This is a genomic window from Williamsia sp. Y844, from assembly GCF_056786475.1.
The window spans coordinates 1-17,076 of the sequence record NZ_JBXCJB010000004.1 but is presented as its reverse complement, the minus strand read 5'-3'; the positions used below and the strand labels follow the sequence as shown (position 1 = coordinate 17,076).

16 protein-coding genes are annotated in these 17,076 nt (G+C 63.5%); 8 read left to right on the top strand and 8 right to left on the bottom strand.

All coding sequences use genetic code 11. The annotated features are described in order from the left end of the window. Positions 1-30: 30 nt before the first annotated feature. From AC1TQG_RS21265 to AC1TQG_RS21245, 5 genes are all read right to left on the bottom strand, one after another. On the bottom strand, positions 31-1,224 hold the full coding sequence (locus AC1TQG_RS21265; protein WP_482139997.1) for an amidohydrolase family protein: 1,194 nt from the start codon (positions 1,222-1,224) through the stop codon (positions 31-33). Positions 1,225-2,063: 839 nt separating this feature from the next. Beyond that, entirely contained in the window at positions 2,064-2,978 is a 915-nt protein-coding gene (locus tag AC1TQG_RS21260; protein ID WP_482139995.1) for a carbohydrate kinase family protein, read from the bottom strand. Between the two features lie 3 nt (positions 2,979-2,981). Then, the gene (locus tag AC1TQG_RS21255) at positions 2,982-3,632 is read right to left on the bottom strand and encodes a class II aldolase/adducin family protein (protein ID WP_482139993.1); all 651 of its coding nucleotides are present in this window, start codon (positions 3,630-3,632) and stop codon (positions 2,982-2,984) included. 104 nt (positions 3,633-3,736) lie between these two features. Then, entirely contained in the window at positions 3,737-5,110 is a 1,374-nt protein-coding gene (locus AC1TQG_RS21250) for a styrene monooxygenase/indole monooxygenase family protein (protein WP_482139991.1), read from the bottom strand. 182 nt (positions 5,111-5,292) lie between these two features. Next, entirely contained in the window at positions 5,293-5,670 is a 378-nt protein-coding gene (locus tag AC1TQG_RS21245; RefSeq protein ID WP_482139989.1) for a VOC family protein, read from the bottom strand. Between the two features lie 104 nt (positions 5,671-5,774). Between AC1TQG_RS21245 and AC1TQG_RS21240 the strand changes: the two genes are divergently transcribed. The 3 genes from AC1TQG_RS21240 to AC1TQG_RS21230 all read left to right on the top strand — a co-directional run bounded on the left by AC1TQG_RS21240 (position 5,775) and on the right by AC1TQG_RS21230 (position 8,707). Then, positions 5,775-6,587, top strand: coding sequence for a mycofactocin-coupled SDR family oxidoreductase (locus AC1TQG_RS21240; RefSeq protein ID WP_482139988.1), 813 nt, complete (start codon positions 5,775-5,777; stop codon positions 6,585-6,587). A 55-nt stretch (positions 6,588-6,642) separates the two neighbouring features. Continuing rightward, a complete protein-coding gene (locus tag AC1TQG_RS21235) occupies positions 6,643-8,124 on the top strand; it encodes a carboxyl transferase domain-containing protein (RefSeq protein ID WP_482141383.1) in 1,482 nt (493 codons plus the stop codon). 148 nt (positions 8,125-8,272) lie between these two features. After that, entirely contained in the window at positions 8,273-8,707 is a 435-nt protein-coding gene (locus AC1TQG_RS21230) for an SRPBCC family protein (RefSeq protein WP_482139986.1), read from the top strand. On the opposite strand, the gene AC1TQG_RS21225 is transcribed toward AC1TQG_RS21230, so the two are convergent. Further along, positions 8,704-9,306: a pyridoxamine 5'-phosphate oxidase family protein gene (locus AC1TQG_RS21225; protein WP_482141381.1), complete on the bottom strand. Its 603-nt coding sequence runs from the start codon at positions 9,304-9,306 to the stop codon at positions 8,704-8,706. The genes AC1TQG_RS21230 and AC1TQG_RS21225 overlap by 4 nt on opposite strands. Before the next feature lie 179 nt (positions 9,307-9,485). Between AC1TQG_RS21225 and AC1TQG_RS21220 the strand changes: the two genes are divergently transcribed. Beyond that, positions 9,486-10,328, top strand: a complete 843-nt coding sequence (locus AC1TQG_RS21220; RefSeq protein WP_482139985.1) for a sulfurtransferase — start codon at positions 9,486-9,488, stop codon at positions 10,326-10,328. Positions 10,329-10,339: 11 nt separating this feature from the next. Here AC1TQG_RS21220 and AC1TQG_RS21215 read toward each other — a convergent pair whose 3' ends face one another. Continuing rightward, positions 10,340-12,013, bottom strand: a complete 1,674-nt coding sequence (locus tag AC1TQG_RS21215; protein WP_482139983.1) for an amidase — start codon at positions 12,011-12,013, stop codon at positions 10,340-10,342. Positions 12,014-12,029: 16 nt separating this feature from the next. Beyond that, complete coding sequence (locus AC1TQG_RS21210) at positions 12,030-12,752, bottom strand: SIMPL domain-containing protein (protein ID WP_482139981.1); 723 nt, start codon at positions 12,750-12,752, stop codon at positions 12,030-12,032. Between the two features lie 97 nt (positions 12,753-12,849). Between AC1TQG_RS21210 and AC1TQG_RS21205 the strand changes: the two genes are divergently transcribed. The 4 genes from AC1TQG_RS21205 (at position 12,850) to AC1TQG_RS21190 (ending at position 16,744) form a co-directional block, all read left to right on the top strand. Next, entirely contained in the window at positions 12,850-14,250 is a 1,401-nt protein-coding gene (locus AC1TQG_RS21205) for an acyl-CoA synthetase (protein WP_482141379.1), read from the top strand. 22 nt (positions 14,251-14,272) lie between these two features. Then, positions 14,273-14,644, top strand: coding sequence for a nuclear transport factor 2-like protein (locus AC1TQG_RS21200; protein WP_482139979.1), 372 nt, complete (start codon positions 14,273-14,275; stop codon positions 14,642-14,644). Between the two features lie 138 nt (positions 14,645-14,782). Further along, a complete protein-coding gene (locus AC1TQG_RS21195; RefSeq protein WP_482139977.1) occupies positions 14,783-15,085 on the top strand; it encodes a hypothetical protein in 303 nt (100 codons plus the stop codon). 3 nt (positions 15,086-15,088) lie between these two features. Beyond that, entirely contained in the window at positions 15,089-16,744 is a 1,656-nt protein-coding gene (locus tag AC1TQG_RS21190; RefSeq protein WP_482139975.1) for an alpha/beta hydrolase, read from the top strand. The last annotated feature ends 332 nt before the right edge of the window (positions 16,745-17,076 follow it).

The window sequence follows — 17,076 nt, the reverse complement described above, 5'->3', positions numbered from 1 at the left end:
TGGTTCTGTTGCTGGTCAAGACAGATGAGGTCAAGAGGTTGGGTCGCTTTCTTGCGGCAGACCCAGGAACTTCGAGACGTTCGTGCTGACGGCCTTGACCGCGTCCTCGGGGCCGAGCGCTTCGACCACCGCGGCGATCGACTTCTCTGAGTAGCCGAAGCTGCTCTCGTTGTGTGGGTAATCGGATGACCACATCACGTGATCGATCCCGATCTGGTCGATCAGCTCCAAACCCAGCGGGTCGACGATGAACGACGCGCTCATGTGGTTGTCCCAATAGTGCCGAACATCATGTTCGACAGGACGATTCAACATGTGACGGAACGATGCAAGCATGTGTTCGGCATCCTGGATGGCCGACGGGACCCAGTTGATGCCGCCTTCGAACCAGCCGATCTTGAGGCCCGGATGGCGATCGATGATGCCGCTGAAAATGTACTTGGCAAACATCTCGCGGAACGGGGCGACGTTGTGCATCATGCCGACGGCAACACTGTTGACCTCGCATGGGCTCGACAGCGGCGCCTCGCCGATGTGGTGGGCCAGCGGAACGCCGGACTCCTCGATGACATCCCACACCGGGATCATCGACGTGCTGCCGTAATCGATGGGTGTGCCCTCCAGGTCCTTACCTGCCGAGAGAGGCATCAGGAAAGTCTTGAGGCCCAACGACTTCAGCTCATCAAGGGTGCGACGAGTGCCGGCGGCATCCCACCAGTTGATCAGCCCGACTCCGAAGAACCGTCCGCCCGATCGCTCCTGGAGGTCGGCGATGTACTCGTTGTAGATCCGGAACGCGCGTTCGCGGATGTCGCGGTCCGGGTAGTACAGCAGTGCCAGAAGCGCGTTGGGGAAAGCGAGTTCCTTGGAGACGCCGTCCGCCGCCAGCTCGTCCAACCTCGCCTCGAGGTTTGCGCTGCCGGATCCGACCAGGGGGTCGTACTGCATCAGGACGTGGCTGAAGTCTCCGGGAAGAAACGATTTTCCCTTGCGTCCCAGCTGAAAAGCCCCCTCCTCGTACCACACTCGCGGAGCCTTCTCCTGAAGTTCCGCGGGGAATCGTTCGAAGAAGATGTCGTCGGCGAGTGAGATGTGATTGTCCGCCGAGAAGACCTGGGTTCCGGTGGGGAGTCCGAGGTCGCCGACGGCGTGGCCGCGACGATCCTTCGGAGGAGCCAATCCTTCCGGCGGATACAACGATGCGCTGGTGGTATGAAGCGACATTACTTCTCCATTTGTTCGACTGGTTGGCTGAGTTCACGTGACGCCGATGAAGACGCCGGATACGCCCAAGCTCGCTCTGGCGCGCGGGCGGGGAAGTGGACAACCTCGTGATCGACTCCAGGTGCGTGACGATTCCATCGCCGGCTGTTGCGACGGAATTCGAAACGGTCCGCACCGAGCAAGGAGCGCACGGGCAACAAAAGAAGTTGATTTCCGTACTTCGAGCTCATGGAAAACAATAATCCCCTGTAGCGAAATTCACGTTATCACGCACTTCAGGTGTTAGCCAGAGCGTTTTTCCCGCCCATGTGAAGGGTGTTCCGGCCGGGCGGCGGGGCGTGCTCAGGTGCATCTGGCGAAAGGCCACACACGGTTTACTTATGCGTGTAAGTTGGCGGTCGAGTGAGTTGGGTGTCGTGATGGCTGCACGTCGAGATACAAGCCCGACAAGCTTGGGAAGGGGAGTCCGGTGGCGTTCTGCGTTTCGGCTGTTGGTGCTGGTAGGGGCGATAAAGTTCTCTGCCAGTCGTGGGAGCCGGTAGGCGGCGGCGCTGGAGTCGAGCGGTGTGGATGTCGGCGGAAATGGCGGCTGTACCGCGAGAGAGGCATGTGGGGCCCGGGCCGGGTCTTTCGTGCTCCGAGTCGTGTCGATCGAGGGTGGGAGCCGGCCGCGACATCAGTCAAATAAAATGGCGACAATTCGCGAATTGAATCGAATACAAACTGATGTGCGGGCACATCAGCGCTATTGATCGTTTTCTATTTCCGCGTGCAATTGATGTCTGCTTTCTTCTGAATTGCGCACAGGAACTGGGGTGGCCTTCCGGAGTTGCTGCGGTTCAGCTGGGCAGTGCGGCCGTCAGCGATGTCCAGTCGAAGTCGCCGTGATCGCTACCGAGGCCGGTGGCCACAATTCCGGCCACCGCGCAGCCCAGCTGTGCCGATCGCAGGAGACTGAACTCAGCCATCCGGCCGGCGATGAAGCCGGCCGAGAATGCGTCCCCACAGCCACTGGTGTCGACGACCTCGACATCGGTGGCCGCGGCGTGTTCGGCTGCCGCCGCCGTGACGACCCACGCCCCCTCTGCGCCTGCCGTGACCGCCACGCATCCGACACCACGGTCGATGAGGGCGCAACATCCGTCGATCAGATCGGTGGCCCCGGTGAATCCGAGGACCTGCTCATCGTTGGGCAGTAGATAATCCAGGTGCGGCAGTACCGGGTCGATCCAGGCCAAGACGCCAGGGTCGCCCGGCGCGAGAATATCGGCGGAGATCGTCACCCCCGCAGCATGTATCGCTTCCAGAACCTTCACCAGTTCGGTTGGATTGAGCAACTCGGGTGCGCCGATGTGCACGTGGTCGGCACTGGTGAGCAGATCGAGGGGGACCTGGTCCAGCGGATAGGTGAGGTTGGCGCCGGGCATGTGCAGTGCCGGTCGGTCACCGTTGCTCCGGATGGGTAGCACACTCATCGATGTGGGTTGACTATCCACGTGCACAAGATGTTCGGTGACCACACCATGTCGTTGCAGAAGCGTGGTCAGTAGATCGCCGGAGTCGTCGCGTCCGATCGCGCCGACCGTGGAAACCGCCGCGCCCAGCTTCGCGAGCGAGATCGCCGTGCCCCCGGCCGGACCCGCAGGCACCAGCCGGATGTGCGGGACCAGCAGCGCACCTTGGCCTTCGGGGATCTCATCGACCGGATGCACCACCACGTCGAGGACATGCGCTCCGAACGTCACAATCTGCATGTGTCATCTCCTGCTGATCGGCGAGTAGCCACGCGTTGCCGCAGCGACCGCCACCGCGACGAGCTGTTCCTGATTCAAGACCGCACCGACTCCGACCGCTGCGGTCCGCAGGTAGATCTCCGCCAGCCATTCGACGAGTTCGATTCGTTCGCAGGCGGTTTCGATCGAATCACCGTACGCGACCGATCCGTGATTGCGCATCAGCGCGGCGGTGCGCTCGACGAGGGCCATCGCCACGGCGTCCGTCAGCTCCTGGGTGCCGAAGATCTCGTGTGGCGCCACCCTCACACCGCCGCCGACCAGCGCCGCGGTGTAATGCACTGCCGGCAGTTCATCGACGAGATTGGCCACCGCGATCGATGCCACCGGGTGTGCATGAACTACGGCCTTCGCGCTCGTCGACCGATAGATCTCCAGATGCAGGAGCAGTTCGGACGTCGGTGTGTAAGGGCTGTCTGCCACCACCGTGCCGTCGAGGTCGGTGACCACCGCCTGATCTGGCGTCAGGAACTCGAGGTCGGCACCGCTGGGTGTCACGAGAATCCGGTCCCCGACACGGATCGACAGGTTGCCCCCGGTGCCGATCACCAGGCGACGGCGGGCCAGTCGATGGGCGGCGCTCACCAGCGAGGCTCGCTGATCGTCGAAGTCCATGATGACGAGGCTAGCGGTGGGTGGCGGTGATCGGTGGGAGATCACCGCCACCGCCGAAACTTGCTCCATCGGTTTTCGCCACGGGGCCTTCCGTGACCGGTTCTTCAGATCGCTGGAGCCAGGGTGTTGAGCGCAGATCGGGAGAATCGCCCGGCCGGTGCGAACTTCGCCAGGATGGAATCGGCGTCCTCGCCGGTCACCGCGGTGATCAGTGCCTTCGCGTCCTCGACCGAATTGATCGACAGGACCGGTGACGGGTCGGACAGCAGTCCGAAGAGTGCGGCGCCGAACTTCGGGTTCGTGGCAGCGGCCGGGAACAGGACGGCCCCATAGTCGTCGAATACCGGGTCGCGCAGGAAGATTCGGGTTGCCAGGTTGGCGGCATCGACTCGGCTGGTCAAGAAGTTGTTGTAGGTGTCGGTGATCCAGGCGTCATCGAACTCACCCTCGTGATCCTTGGCCGCGGCGACCAGCTGTGCTGCCTGGATGAATCCGCTCTGTGCGCCCTGGCCGGTGATGGGATCGTAGGCCACCGCGGTGTCACCCAGTGCGGCGATACGATGCCCACTGGCGGTGTGGCCCAGTGCGTTACGCACTGTCGGTGTGACGGCTCCCTGCAGCCAGGAGTGCGGATCTTCTTCGATGACCCGGGTACTCAGCACCTCGGGCAGGTCCCAGTCGAAGTACTCGCGGTGCAGGTCGATGACCACCTTGTGCGCCGAGTGAGCATCGGTGACCGACTGGAAGCGCCGCTCCCACTCACTGCCCGGCTGTGCCCAACCGAGGAACGACCATGACGGTCCGGCGTCCTTGTGCAGATACGGGCCCCACCAACCTTCGCCCTGATCTGCGAAGTTGAACGCCTGGTGCTTGCCGCCTGCCGGGCTGCGGTGCGCAAACACATCGGGTCCGTGGTCGAGACCTTCGACGGTCAGCAACAGCACGCTGCGCTGCGGACTCTTGTACGGCGACCTCGCCTCGTCCACCGAGAACAACTTGGCCAGTCCACCTTTGCCGGTCGCGACCAGCGTCAGGTCGTATTGGCCGGCGATCGTGTCGAGCCGGTCCGGGTCGACCTCCTCGACGATGAAGGTGCCGCCCTTCTCCTGGAACTGCGTGATGCGCTCGTCCACCTTGAGCCGCGTGTCGACTCCGATGGCCTCGAAACCGGGGAAGTCGGCGTCGAAGTCGAGGAGTTCGGTGTAGTCGTGGCCGCTGCCGGTGATGGTGCGGGCACTGATGCCGGTGACCTGCGGCGCGCGGCCGGCAAAGGTGTCGACGCCGAGTGCGGCCTCGGACTCCTGCGACAAACCAAAGGTGACCGCGGTGCCGGTGGCGGAGACATCGCGAAACAGGCTCTGCTGGTTGCGGTCGCTGTAGACGGTGACGTCGAATCCGGCGTTCAGGAAGCCAACGGCCGCAGAGATACCGGTCTGACCGGCTCCGATGATGGCGACGGAACGGTTGGTGTTGCTCATAGGGTGATCTCCGATGCTCGTACGAAACGTATGTGCGGGTAGGCGAATACGGTGAGCATCCGCTGGATACGAGATCGACGGAACCCTTCAGATCAGGGGGAGATTAACTACTGCCGCGGTGATCCACCTCAACGGATGGTGACGCGCGGTCTCTGGTCTTGTCCCGCGCTGGTGTCGCGGTACTAGAACCCGTGGTTCACGGCCTCGACGTTGTTGCCGTCGGGGTCGCGGAGAAAAACGCCGTAGTAGCTCGGGTGGTATTCGGGCCAGACTCGCGGTTGGTGCAGAATCTCGGCGCCTGCTGCCACCGCGAGTCTGTGGACTTCGTCGACCGCCTCGCGGCTGGATGCGGTCAGTGCCAGGTGGACCGGTCGGGTCCCGGGGTCGACGAGCGGCCCAAACCAGAGTTCCGGGAAGTCGCCCGTCCCAAGGCCGACCACAAGACCGTCGGGGCGTTCGAATCGCATCACCTCGTGAACATCGAGCGGTGCGAAGACGCTGACGTAGAACGCTGCGCAGGCGGCCGGATCAAGTGACTGCAATGCCAGGTGATCGATCATTGCCTGATGGTAGTCCGCGGCAGCGCGAAAGATCTTGAACTGCAGGATCTTGCGGAGGCATACAGTCGGCAGGGCGAATTGTCTACGACAGAAGAGGTGTGCAGGTGTCACGACTGGAGAACAAGGTTGCATTCATCACCGGGGTAGCCCGTGGGCAGGGACGAGCGCATGCGGTCCGTCTGGCGAGTGAGGGTGCCGACATCGTCGGAATCGATCTCGCCGGCCCGTTGCCTGGCGTGCCCTATGACTCCGCGACGCTTGAAGATCTCGCCGAGACCGTGGCCTTGGTCGAGGCGCAGGGTCGTAAGGCGCTGCTGCGGCAGGGCGATGTCCGGGACCTCGATGCGCTGAAGGCACTGGCAGCCGACGCGGTTGATCAGTTCGGCGGACTCGACGTGGTGGTCGCCAATGCGGGAATCTGCATTCCGGCGACCTGGGATGAGTCGACGCCGGAGATGTTCCGCGATCACATGGACATCAACGTCACGGGTGTATGGAACACGGTCATGGCCACCGCGCCTGCACTGGTCGAGCGTGGTGGCGGATCGGTCATCCTGATCAGTTCGTACGCAGGCAAGAAGGTGCAGCCGTTCATGGTGCACTACACCACGAGTAAGCACGCGGTGACCGGCATGACCCGCGCGTTTGCTGCGGAACTCGGTGCACACAACATCCGGGTCAACAGCGTGCATCCCGGTGCTGTGGCAAGCCCGATGGGGTCGGGGGACATGGTCGCGCGGATCGAGGAGACCGCCGCCGCCAACCCCCGATTGGCGGTGATGGGTACTCCCTTCCTCAACCAGTACGTGGCCGAACCCGAGGAGATCTCCAACGCCGTGGCATTCCTGGCCTCGGACGAGTCGTCGTTCATGACCGCCGAACACGTATCCGTCGACGGTGGTGCTCAGTACTTCTGACCGAAAACCGCCTACGGTTGATGTCGTGGGCGAGACAACAGGTACTCCGGAGCCGATGACGGCTGCCGAACTGCTGGCGAAGCTGGTGGACGAGGGCAGCTGGCGACCCTGGGACGTCGAGTTGACGACGCTGCCGGACGATCCGGGCTACGCGGCCGACATCGCCCGCGCCCGCGAGAAGACCGGGCTCGACGAGTCGGTTCTGTGTGGAGAAGCCACCCTGTCCGGTGGGCGCATAGCTGTGGTGGTGAGCGAGTTCGGGTTCCTGGGTGGGTCGATCGGCCGCGAAGCCGGACGACGGGTGGTCGCGGCTATCCGCCGCGCCACCTCCGAACAGCTTGCTGTGCTGGCACTTCCGGCTTCCGGTGGTACCCGCATGCAGGAGGGCACCCCCGCTTTTTTGCAGATGGTCAACATCACCGCTGCCGTGGTCGATCACAAGGCGGCGCGTCTGCCGTACCTGGTCTATTTGCGGCACCCGACAACCGGTGGGGTGTTCGCTTCCTGGGGTTCGTTGGGGCATGTGACGCTGGCCGAGCCCGGCGCGTTGGTCGGATTCCTGGGCCCTCGCGTCTACGAGGGGCTCTATGGGCACGAATTCCCGGCCGGCGTGCAGGTGTCGGAGAACCTGCGGTCGCACGGGTTGATCGATCTGGTTGTCGGCGTTGATGAGCTGGGTGCGACGGCGTCCCGCATCGTCGGCCTGCTCGGGCATCAGGAGTCCGAGGGCGAAACGCAGCCGGTGTTGGAAGACGGTGCTCCGGTGGTGGCGCAGGATCCATGGGCCGTGGTCACGGCATCGCGGGCCATCGACCGGCCGGGGGTAAGTGATCTGCTGAAGCGGTCGACTGCCGAGTCGATCGAGTTGGCAGGCGGCGGCGAGGTCGATTCCCGAAGTGGAATCATTCTGGCGTTGGCCAGTTTTGGTGGTGAGACAGCGGTGGTGGTGGGTCAGGACCGCAATCGGCAGGTGCCTGGCGCACTGATCGGTCCGGCGGATCTGCGACTTGCACGACGAGGGATGAGGCTGGCGCAGGGTCTGGGTCTTCCGCTGGTGACGGTGATCGATACGCCGGGCGCCGACCTGTCCGCCGATGCCGAAGAGGGAGGCTTGGCGGGCGAGATCGCGCATTGCATAGCCGAGTTGAGCGCGCTGACCGTGCCGACGATCTCTGTGCTGTTGGGGCAGGGCGCCGGGGGTGCGGCGTTGGCGTTGTTCCCGGCTGATCGGGTGATCGCGATGGAGAATTCCTGGCTCTCACCGCTACCGCCCGAAGGTGCCAGTCTGATCGTCTATCGCGACACCGAACACGCTGCGGATCTGGCTGCGCAGCAGGGTATTCGGGCCACCGACCTGCATGCATCGGGCATTGTTGATGTGGTGCTCAGTGAATCGCATCCAGAGGCGGTGGACTTTCTGCCTGACCTGGGAGCCCATCTCGAGTACGAGCTTGCTGTGCTCAAGACACTCGACATCGATGAACGCCGCAAACGCCGCGATGATCGTCGACGCCGGATCGGTGACGCGGTCAGCTGAGTCGACTTCTTTCGTCGCACCCGGGTTCGGCAACGGCTGGTTTCGCCGACTCGATCTCGTTCACACGTTCGATGATGATTGTGAACTTTGACCAAGTTGTTTGTGCAGGTCAGGGGTGACGCGGCAGGAATTCGTCTACCGTTGAAGGATGGTTAATGTTCAACGCACGTTCACGGTCGAAGCGCCGGTCGACAAGGTTCGCGCATATCTACGCGACTTTGCCAATGCGGAGCAGTGGGACCCTGGAACGCAGAAATGCACGCAAGTCGGATCCGGGCCGGTGGTCTTGGGTACCGAGTGGGACAACACCTCGAAGATCGCCGGGATCAGGACCCACCTGAAATACAAGCTGACCCGCGACGATCCCGATCGGGTCACCCTTGAGGGCGTGAACAAGACCGCAACCAGCATCGATGATATTTCGATCTATCCGCAGGGTCCGGCGAAGACGTCAGTTGCGTACCACGCGCATGTCGTCTTCAACGGAGTCGCGAAGCTGTCCGATCCGGTTTTCGGGATGGTCTTCAAGCGTCTCGCCGACGAGACGCAGAAGCAGATGACCAAGTCGCTCGGCGCGCTCTAGGTACTCAGGCGTCGCACCGACTCGGGGATCTGACCTTCGGTCTCGGTGATGGGTCCGTCGTAGACGGTTCGCATGGGTATGTGTCCGGTCCAGGTATCAGAGTTGTCGGTGCCGGGACCACCGCCGCGCGCCTTGGTGATCCATTGGCCGTCGACGATCGGGAGCGACAAGACGATCGTTGCGGCGATCTCCTTGTCGGTGTGTGGACGGACTTCGGTGCTGCGGCCCGGGAGGATGCTGTCGCCGAGAACGTTCAGTGCCTCGCGCGGATCGACACCGGAGTTCTCGATGGTGCCGCGCACCACCGCCGATCGGTAGTTCATCGAATGGTCGAAGAGGGTGTCGGCAACAACCAGTCCGTCGACAACAAACGCCGAGACCGCAACCGGGGCTCCGGCCGCAATGTGTCGCAAGGCCCCGGCTCCGGTGGAGCCATGCATCAGGATTGTGTCGCCGTGTCGGGCGATCAGCATCGGCACCGACCACGGCAATCCGTCGACAACGGTGGACACGGTCGCAACGTGTGCCTCGTCGAGAATCTCGTTCAGCAGCGCGCGGTCGCCGCGGCGTTCTTTCTTGCGATTCAGTTGATCCACGATCTCCCCTTGGCTGTTGTTCTTGCGCTCAAAGTTCCACCGAAGCGTTGGGATGGTCAAGCGGGATTGCTTTACGTTCTGGTGGGCCGAGGCGAACACATCGAGCGAATCGCGGCAGACGGCCTCCGATACGGTCGTCGCGCTGGCCACCGAATTGAGCGCGAGTGGTAGAAGGTAGGGATATGACTCTCATCAGTGTTTCGGAGTTGGCCGATCAATTGGCATCCGAGCGGAACAACCTGCGGATCCTCGACGTGCGGTGGTCGTTGCCCGCACCGGACGGACGCGAAGCCTTTGCAGCAGCGCATATTCCGGCCGCGGTCTATGTCGACTTGGAGACCGATCTGAGCGACCACTCGATCGAGGGTCGGGGCCGCCACCCCTTGCCGTCGGGTGAGGCGCTGCAGACGGCGTTGCGCCGCTGGGGTGTCAACAACGGCGACACCGTGGTGGTCTACGACGACTGGAACCGTGCCGGTTCTGCCCGCGCCTGGTGGGTGCTTCGTGCGGCGGGCATCTCCGATGTGCGGATTCTCGATGGCGGCTTGAGTGCGTGGGCGAAGGCCGGTGAACCCGTTGCCACCGGAGAGACCGCCGTTGTCGGTGGTGACGTGGTGGTGTCGCAGTCGGACCTCTACGCCGGCGCCTTGCCGACGTTGACCGCCGAGCAGGTCGGCGACTTTGCCGGTGTGTTGGTGGATGCCCGTGCACCCGAACGGTTCCAGGGCGAGGTCGAGCCGGTTGATGCGGTGGCCGGTCACGTGCCGGGCGCCGTGAATGCACCGAGCACCGCCACCCTGGATGACGAGGGCTTCTTTCGGACACCGGAGCAGTTGCGAGAGTTCTTCTCCGGCGTCGGGGCCGACGGATCTGAGCCGGTCGGCGTGTACTGCGGGTCGGGTGTCACCGCAGCCGTCGACCTCGTGGCGCTGCAATTGGCGGATATCGATGCGACGTTGTTCCCGGGTTCGTGGTCGCAGTGGAGTTCGGATTCGGCCAATCCGGTAGCCACCGGACCGGCGTAACCTCGGGGCGTCTACGGCAGTTCGGGCGTGCGCGGCGGGACCGGTCGGGGATCCGCGGCACTTTCGAATGCCGCCGCCATCGACAACAACAGGCTGTCGTCATAAGCCTTGCCTGCGAACGTCAGCCCGATCGGCATCTGGGTGTCGGCCATCAGTCCCATCGGGACGGTGACGGTCGGGATGCCGCAATGGCGAATCGCGAGATTGCCGTTGGAGTAGCGCACGCCGTTGGCCCACGCGATGTCGGCGGAGACAGGATTGACGTCGGCGTCGGCGGGTCCGACATCCGACTGTGTCGGAAACACCACGGCATCAATGTTGTTCGAGTCCATCCAGTCCTCGAAGTCCAGCTTTCGGGTGGCTTCGAGCCCGCGCAATGACTGCCCCAGATGGGGCAGATCCTCCAGCGTGGGCACGCCCTGCTTGGCTCGTTCGACGGTGACCGAGAAGTCCTCGTCTTCCACGTCGTAGCGGTCGGGGAGTGCGCCGTCGGGATGTGGGAAGATCTGCGATCCGTCGACATCGGCCAAGGTCGACAGGTTCGGGTCCCCGTTTGCGTCGAGGAAGTCCTGCCACCCCCACATCATCAGGACACCCATCTCCCAGGCGTAGTAGTCGGGTGGCACCAATCCGCGAGTGACCATGCTCCGTGCGCCGGGCCGGTCCTCGTCGTGGTTCTCGACCACCGGGAAGTCGGTCTCGGTGACCGTGGCACCCAACGACTCGAGCACCCTGCGGGCCTTGTGCCACCGGTCGATGATCGACTGCCGGGTGTGCACCGGATCCTTGCCTTGGTCATCTTTGTTGATGTACATCCGAGGGACCGCAAGGCGTTTGCCCTGCAACGCGGCCGCGACCGTCAGTGCGGGATAGCTCGGTGGTCTGATCGCAGAGGCCTTGGGGAGCTCGACCACCTGCTGCATCCGCCAGAAGTCGCCCCGGGTCTGCATATCGTCGTCGACGATGACATCGAGGATCTCGAGCATGTCGGCGACCGTGCGGGTATGCGGGACAACAACATCCATCGTGGCGTACAGCGGCCAGTTGCCGCGCATCGAGATGACACCCCGGGAGGGCGTGTACGCGACCAGACCGTTGTGGGAGGCCGGCGCTCGTCCCGACGACCAGGTTTCCTCGCCGAGACCGAACGCGGCAAAGCTGGCCGCCGTCGCGGTACCCGATCCGTTCGATGACCCAGAACCGAATGAGGACGTGAGAAAGTCTGCGTTGTAAGGACTTTCGGCACGGCCATACAGTCCGCGTTGCATACCGCCGGCAGCCATCGGCGGCATCGTTGTCAAGCCAAGGCAGATGGCACCGCAGGCACGCAGTTGGGCGATCGCAAAGGCGTCGTCGCCGGCGATCAGGTCTTTGAACGCTGGAGAACCGGCGGCGACCGTGAGCCCTCGCACCTTGTAACTGTCTTTCGCGGTGTACGGAATGCCGTCGAGCGGACCGAGTACCTCGCCGCGCTGACGTCGCAGGTCCGAGGTCCGCGCTTCATCGAGTGCATCCGGGTTCATCACCGGCACCGCGTTCAACCGGATGCCGTTGTGGTCGTAGTGTTCGATCCGGTCGAGGTAGCGCCCGACGAGTTCGACGCTGGTGACTTTGCCCGTGTTGAGGGCCAGCCGCAGATCGGCGATGGACTTCTCGACAACACGGAAGGTCCCGGCGGTGCGCATGGCGTTCAGAATGCCATCAGACCTCGGCGGTCGGCTCGGTCTTGAGCGCTTCGAACCGTGCTTCGACGTAGGCCGAGATCGTGACCCGACCAGGCTCGAGCTCGATGACCTGGCGGTCTTCGGAATCGCCGGGAGGCGCACCGGTCACGGCCATCGCGCGCGGAATCCCGCCGTCCGGCTCGAAATGCTGACCGCCCGTGGTCAGGCCGAGCATCCCGGGATCTGCGATCGCCACGGCATTGAACTCGCTGTAGCCGAGACCCTGCGTGTATCCCTGGGCTTTGGCCAGTGCGTTGCGGACGGCCAGGTCGCGAACCTGCGCGGTTCGCTTTGCTTCGGCCTTGCGGCTGAGCCACCAGTGGATCCGACCGACCGCGACCTCCTCCATCTCGGAGACCTGATCGATGAAGGCGCCCAGCGCGCTGAAGTCCTTGAACGTCACCCTGACCGACGCGGATGAGCGGTACACCCACGGGCGCTCCTTGGCTTGCCAATCGTAGGGCCGGTACCGGTCGTGACGCAGCTGATCAAGAGACCATCGCTGCAGGGGTGAGTTGGGCTGCTCTTGGAGTGCCTTCACCAGATCGGTGACGGTGGTGACCGCCGCCGTCACCGGTTCGGACGCGCCTTCCCGGGTGGTGCCGTCAGAGTGCACCGACAGATGCACAGTGCAGCGGTTCGGGGTGAACTGTCGGTTCGCGTGACCGGAGACGGTGATCGTGACGGGGCGAGGGATCATTGCTGCAGTGTGCCTGGGTGGTCTGACATTTCGGCGCCGTCGGAGGCGAGCGCATCGGCGATGACGCGGCGCGGCGGTATGACAAAGTGGTCGGGTGATGCTCTTTCCGTCGTTGAACCAGGCCTCCCTCACCAATAGGGCGGACGACCCCGCCTTTGTCACGGTCGGCGACACCGTCCTGTCGCGAAGCGATCTCATCGGTGCGGCCACCTCGGTCGCCGAGCGGATCCGCGGGGCCAGGTGCATAGCGGTGCTGGCGGAGCCCACGGCGCAGACCGTGGTCGCCGTGGTGGGTGCGCTGATCGCCGGCGTCGCCGTCGTCCCGGTTCCTCCGGATGCGGGCGCGACCGAACGGCAGCACATGCTGACCGACTCTGGTGCTCAGGCCTGGCTCGGCGCGGCCCCCGAGGACACCGCAGGTCTGCAGGTTCTCCCGGTCCGGATGTACGCGCGGTCGTGGCACAGCCATCCCGAACCGCATCCGGATTCGACGGCCTTCGTCCTGTACACCTCCGGCACCACCGGACTCCCCAAGGGCGTCCCGATGAGCAGGCGTTCCATCGCCGCCGGCCTCGACGCCCTCGCGGACGCCTGGTCATGGACCTCGAAAGACATTCTGGTGCACGGCCTTCCACTCTTCCACGTCCACGGCTTGATCCTCGGTATCCTCGGTCCGCTGCGAGTCGGCAGTGCCGTGATCCACACGGTGAAACCGACCCCCGAGAACTACGCCGCCGCCGCGGGCACGATGTACTTCGGTGTCCCGACGGTGTGGACACGGATCGCCGCCGACGAGGAGTCGGCGCGTGCGCTCGCACCGGCCCGACTGCTGGTGTCGGGGAGCGCTCCGCTACCGGTCCCGGTGTTCGAGAAGATCAAAGAGCTGACCGGCCACGAGATCGTCGAGCGTTACGGGATGACCGAAACCCTCATCACACTCAGTACCCGTTTCGACGGCGAACGTCGTCCGGGCTGGGTCGGTTTCCCCATCGCCGGAGTCGAATCCCGCCTGCGCGACGACCAGGGCGCCGAGGTTCCGCATGACGGAGAAACCATCAGCAACCTTCAGATTCGTGGTCCGATGGTGTCGCAGGGGTACCTGAATCGGCCCGACGCCACCGCGGAATCGTGGATTGGCGACGGCTGGTTTGCCACCGGCGACGTCGCCGTCATCGATCCCGATGGCATGCACCGGATCGTCGGACGTGCCTCGATCGACCTCATCAAATCCGGTGGCTACCGCATCGGTGCAGGCGAGATCGAGACCGTGTTGCTCGGCCATCCGAGCGTGCATGAGGTCGCCGTGATCGGAGTGCCCGACGACGATCTGGGACAGCGCATCGTCGCTGTTGTGGTCGGAGATGGCATCAACGAGACCGAGCTCATCGACCTTGTTGCCTCCGAGCTCTCGAACCATAAGCGGCCCAGGGAAATTCGCGTAGTTGACGAACTACCCCGTAACGCCATGGGTAAGGTGCAGAAGAAGCTGTTGCTCTAGGGGACTATGAGGAGGCTTGGACATGCATGCATTCCGCGCGGCGGTCGAGGAACAACGTATCGAAGACATCGCAGCGATGCTCGACGAACACGTCGTCTTTCACAGCCCGGTCGCCTTCAATGCCTACAAGGGACGCGACGTCGTCGACATGATCCTGCGTGCCGCCTTCGACACTTTCGAGGACTTCACCTATGTCCGAGAACTGAATTCACCACTCGACGGCTACACCGGCCTGATATTCAAAGCCAAGGTCGACGGCCTGGCCATCGAGGGGTGCGACTTCATCCACGAGACGCCCGACCACCTCATCGACGAGTTCACCGTCATGCTGCGCCCGATGAAAGCCACACAACTGTTCTCCGAGAAGATGGGCGCCAAGCTTCCGGCGCGGTGAGCTCGATCAGCAGTAGGGGTGTTGTCAACAGGAAACGGAGTCGTCCACAGGTACCGGATGATTGCGGTAGATCAGCCGTGATCGGTCGCTGACCGTCAATAACCTCAACCTCGTTCATCGAGGATATGGGGGAATCTGATGGCACCAGTACTCAAGGCAGATCGTGATGCGCTCGCCATGCTCGCGGCCGATCTATGGGCTGCGGCGCGTGGAATCCGCGCGATCGAAATCCACCCGGCGTTCTCGGATCTGCTGCGGGGTTTGGCAGGATCCGACGTTGCGGTTGCCTGCGAAACGGCGGAGCAGCAGATCGAGTCGGCCCTCGAGCGCGTCGCAACTCGTGTTGATGCGTTGGCGCAGAAGAACGCGTTCGCCGGAACAACATATGGCATCACCGACGGCCAATACGCCGACTCGATCAGCGGCTTGCTGAAGCTGTGAACGATGAGCAAACCGACTGTCTCACAAGTGCGTACGTGGTTGACTCATGCGCAAGCGCTCTCCGACGCCGCCACCGAGATCGATTCTGCGGTCGACTCATTCGACACGCGGATGAATGACATCTCACGCGCTGTCACCACCACGATGCAGGGCTGGCAGGGCGACGCAGCCGAAGCATCACAGGCCCGCGCTGACGCAGAAACGCAGGCGAGTAGCCGCTTGGCGATCACCATCCTCGACATCGCCGACGACATCAACCGGCTCGGGCCAGACATCGTCCACTCCTGTCGGGTTGCCCGTGACCGCGCAAATTCCATCGCATGGATCGGCTACCTCGTTGCCGACGACGGTAGCGTCACGGCACCGGTCGACTGCCGGCCCGGCTATCCCACAGACATACCGGCCAGTCTGCCGATCCACGATGCCCGGGCGCTGGCCGACCGCAAGGCCGCGGGACATCAGCTGTGGTTGTCGGAAGCACTGGCCACCGCCGGTCAGGCTGATTCGACCCTGGCCGTCCAGATCACCAAGACCCTCGAAGAGTTGGTGCTCAATGCCGAACGGGCGACCGCGCCCGTCCCGCTACGGCAAGCCGTGCAGGAACTGGTGGATGGCAGACGCAAGCTGCCCAGCGATCCGTACCTGCTCAAGACACTCTGGGATGGGCTGACCCCTGCAGAGAAGGCAGCGTTGTGGAATAGCAACCGCGACCTCGGCAACATGGACGGGATACCGGTTGCCGACCGTGATCACTTCAACCGCCGGTACTTGCTCGAGTTGGAAACGGTGTCTCGTGACGTGCTCGCAAATGTTGAGGCGGGGCGATCTCATCGTGACCAGGCGCAGCGGGACCTTGTTGCGCTGAGTGCGGTGCAGAACGCACTCGGGGACGAGGTCGGTGGGAGGAAGCGCTATCTGCTGCAGCTCGATACCCAGGGCCGCGGGGCGATTGCGGTCAACAATCCCGATACCGCCGCCAACGTGGTGACCTACGTGCCGGGGACGGGATCGAAACTCAGCAAGATCAGCGGGGGAGTCGTCCGCGCGGATCGGATGGTCCGCGCTGCCAGTCCCCACGAAACGACGGATACCGCGGCCATTGCCTGGTTCGGTTACGACGCACCACAGGACATCGGTGCCGCCGGCTCCGGTGCGCCGGCAGCACGCGGGGCGCAACCGCTTGTTGATCTGCAGGACGGTTTGCGCGCAACCCACGAAGGGGCGAGCCCTTCACACAACACCATCGTCAGTCATTCCTACGGGACCGTTGTCGCTGCCGAGGCGGCCAGTGGCGACCGGGAGCTGGACGTCGATGACCTGGTGTTTATCGCCAGTCCAGGGTTGGGCGGACCCGATGACGTGAATGACCTGAACTTGACCGGGCCTGATGATCGGCCGAACTCTGATCGGGTGTGGTCGACAGTCGCGAGAAACGACTGGATCAACTTGGTCGAGGGAGTCCACGGCGCCGACCCTCATGACCGGGGGTTCGGCGCGCAGGTCTTCACATCCGACAACGGTTCGGGAATCAGTACCGCCGCACACGGCAAGTACTGGGACGAGGGCTCGGAGTCACTGCGCAATATCGCCCGAATCGTGACGGGGAAGTACGGGGAGGTGCAGTACCCGGAAACCGCCACCTCGGTGAACGGCCGGTGAATTGGGTCGAGGGTGCCTGACCAGGCGATTTGACGCCGACGGACTTGTTCCCGTAACTTTCTTCAAGTCAGCCAGTGAGGCGCCGGAGAGCAAGAAGCCGGGAGCCGAGAACACCGACAGGGAAGTCTTTTCCTGAAGGAACAAGGTTGACCGCCCATAGTTGAATGTGCTCCGCTTTTCGGTGGAGGGTTCAAACGCGGGCGGCGACGGACTGCGAGAGCAGCGAGTTGCGGACCGGATGCGAGTCGGGTAAGCTTGAAAAGTTGCCTCCGAGACGGAGACAGCCGGTTAGATACAACAAAATATCCCTTCCAGGATGGCATCGAATGCGT

Excerpts from the sequence above, each read along its gene's own strand:
- AC1TQG_RS21265 (WP_482139997.1), bottom strand. The coding sequence starts at position 1,224 with ATGTCGCTTCATACCACCAGCGCATCGTTGTATCCGCCGGAAGGATTG.
- AC1TQG_RS21260 (WP_482139995.1), bottom strand. The coding sequence starts at position 2,978 with ATGCAGATTGTGACGTTCGGAGCGCATGTCCTCGACGTGGTGGTGCAT.
- AC1TQG_RS21255 (WP_482139993.1), bottom strand. The coding sequence starts at position 3,632 with ATGGACTTCGACGATCAGCGAGCCTCGCTGGTGAGCGCCGCCCATCGA.
- AC1TQG_RS21250 (WP_482139991.1), bottom strand. The coding sequence starts at position 5,110 with ATGAGCAACACCAACCGTTCCGTCGCCATCATCGGAGCCGGTCAGACC.
- AC1TQG_RS21245 (WP_482139989.1), bottom strand. The coding sequence starts at position 5,670 with ATGATCGATCACCTGGCATTGCAGTCACTTGATCCGGCCGCCTGCGCA.
- AC1TQG_RS21235 (WP_482141383.1), top strand. The coding sequence starts at position 6,643 with ATGACGGCTGCCGAACTGCTGGCGAAGCTGGTGGACGAGGGCAGCTGG.
- AC1TQG_RS21230 (WP_482139986.1), top strand. The coding sequence starts at position 8,273 with ATGGTTAATGTTCAACGCACGTTCACGGTCGAAGCGCCGGTCGACAAG.
- AC1TQG_RS21220 (WP_482139985.1), top strand. The coding sequence starts at position 9,486 with ATGACTCTCATCAGTGTTTCGGAGTTGGCCGATCAATTGGCATCCGAG.
- AC1TQG_RS21215 (WP_482139983.1), bottom strand. The coding sequence starts at position 12,013 with ATGCGCACCGCCGGGACCTTCCGTGTTGTCGAGAAGTCCATCGCCGAT.
- AC1TQG_RS21210 (WP_482139981.1), bottom strand. The coding sequence starts at position 12,752 with ATGATCCCTCGCCCCGTCACGATCACCGTCTCCGGTCACGCGAACCGA.
- AC1TQG_RS21205 (WP_482141379.1), top strand. The coding sequence starts at position 12,850 with ATGCTCTTTCCGTCGTTGAACCAGGCCTCCCTCACCAATAGGGCGGAC.
- AC1TQG_RS21200 (WP_482139979.1), top strand. The coding sequence starts at position 14,273 with ATGCATGCATTCCGCGCGGCGGTCGAGGAACAACGTATCGAAGACATC.
- AC1TQG_RS21195 (WP_482139977.1), top strand. The coding sequence starts at position 14,783 with ATGGCACCAGTACTCAAGGCAGATCGTGATGCGCTCGCCATGCTCGCG.
- AC1TQG_RS21190 (WP_482139975.1), top strand. The coding sequence starts at position 15,089 with ATGAGCAAACCGACTGTCTCACAAGTGCGTACGTGGTTGACTCATGCG.